Source organism: Nocardia sp. NPDC058497 (assembly GCF_042720195.1).
Classification (GTDB): domain Bacteria; phylum Actinomycetota; class Actinomycetes; order Mycobacteriales; family Mycobacteriaceae; genus Nocardia.
This window is the reverse complement of record NZ_JBHXMY010000891.1, coordinates 1-1,665: the sequence shown is the minus strand read 5'-3', so window position 1 is coordinate 1,665 and position 1,665 is coordinate 1. Positions and strand designations below refer to the sequence as shown.

1 protein-coding gene and 1 pseudogene are annotated in these 1,665 nt (G+C 67.7%); both read left to right on the top strand.

Annotation, left to right across the window (positions count from 1 at the left end; all coding sequences use genetic code 11):
• Positions 1 to 998: pseudogene (locus tag ACFWPJ_RS32190) on the top strand (serine protease); the annotation flags it as partial.
• A gap of 116 nt (positions 999 to 1,114) precedes the next feature.
• On the top strand, positions 1,115 to 1,519 hold the full coding sequence (locus ACFWPJ_RS32185; RefSeq protein WP_378857209.1) for a hypothetical protein: 405 nt from the start codon (positions 1,115 to 1,117) through the stop codon (positions 1,517 to 1,519).
• The last annotated feature ends 146 nt before the right edge of the window (positions 1,520 to 1,665 follow it).

Here is a 1,665-nt window from a genome sequence, read left to right as displayed (position 1 = left end):
CGGCACAGCGAAAGCTCCTCGACGAACTCGGGCAAGCGGCAGGCTTGTCGGCCGATGCGGTGGTCGCCGACGTGACAATGCCCGCGCCACGGCATGTTTCGGCGGTCGAGGCGGTGATGCGCGGCACGCAGGGCAGGCCGAGCGCGTTCGGTGGGCGTCGCAGTGTGGTGTTCCTGCACGGGCGCAGTCAGCAGGGCCGCGACCCGGCTGATCTCCGTCGCGCCTGGACAGCAGGACTGAACAAGGGACTCACCCTCGCCGACCTGAGCCCGATCGACCCCGCCGACGTCTACTTCCCCTTCTACGGCGACCAGCTCATGGCGAGCCTCGGCACGAGCGAATCGGCCGTCGACACCGGATCGGAGCTCTACGAGAGCCTGGTCGCCCAGGCGGCGGAGCGTGCCGGCATGCCCAGTGCCGGTGACGTCTCCACCGATCTGATCGCGGAGGAACGGTTCGGCGGGTTCGGCTCGGTCGTCCTGGGCCGGGTGCGCGACCAGCTCGGCTGGATCGCCGCGCGCAGCGGCCTCGATTCGCTGCTCATCGGCGCGATCTTCAAGGACGTCGCCGCCTATCTCGACGACGATCGGGTGCGCAAGAGCGTGCTCGACACCGCGCTCGCCGACATGCCCGCCGGCGGCGAGGTGATCCTGGTCAGCCACAGTCTGGGCACCGTCGTCGCGATGGACCTGCTCACCCAGCTGCCACGGGAACTGGACGTGAGCCTGCTGGTGACCGCGGGCAGCCCGCTCGGCCTGGACGGGGTCTACGGCAAGCTGCTCAGCGGCGGCGCGAGCAGGCCCGAACGGGTCGGTGAGTGGCTCAACACCTGGTACGCCGGTGATCCGATCGCCATCGGCTGTCCGCTGCGCCCGGCGTGGGGCAACGACCTGCGGGATCTCCCGGTCGACAACCCCAAGGAACGGGCACACGACATCGCCGAATACCTCGCGCACGCCGCGGTGGCGGCGACGATCGGACGGACACTGTCCGCCTGAGGCGAACCGGTGTAATGCTGCGGATTTGGGGTAGTGCGTTACGCGTTCGGACGGGCCGGTCTGCGCGAGACGATTACTGCGCAGGGTTTCTCCACATGGTTCGAAAGGACAGGGAGATGTTGGATTCGGAGATGGAAGACGCGGTCCTGGCAGCCAGCCCGGACACCGAAGAGGAGCTGTTCGAGGAGACGAAATCGCAGGCCGGATATCGCGACAACGGCGTCGGGATCAGGGGAGCCGGCTACACGAATGTCTCGTCCATCTTCTGGGCTCAGCGGGTGTTGCACACGCACGGCACCGGCGCCTGGGTGTTCGGATTCCCGAACACCCAGGTCTGGGCCGACAGCCAGGTGTCGGTCACCATGACCGAGCTCGATGTCGACGGCATCCCGTTTCACGGACACGCGACGATGCAGGTCCGCAATGTCGTCCCGCATGCCGACGGCACCATGACGGTGCGGTACCACGTCGGCTGGGATGCCAACCTCAGGGTGCTGTTCAACTTCATCATCGTGAACTGACGGCACCGCACTACTCGCCGCGCACCGATCCGGCCGCCGTCAGCGCGCCGAGTACCTGTTCGGTCTTGGCGGGCCCGGTCGCGAGCGCCCCCGGTCTCGGTTAAACAACTCCGAGCCCACGAGAGCGGAAGTCAGAGCGGGTGCGG

Coding starts and splice junctions, on each gene's coding strand:
- ACFWPJ_RS32185 (WP_378857209.1), top strand. CDS start 1,115: ATGTTGGATTCGGAGATGGAAGACGCGGTCCTGGCAGCCAGCCCGGAC.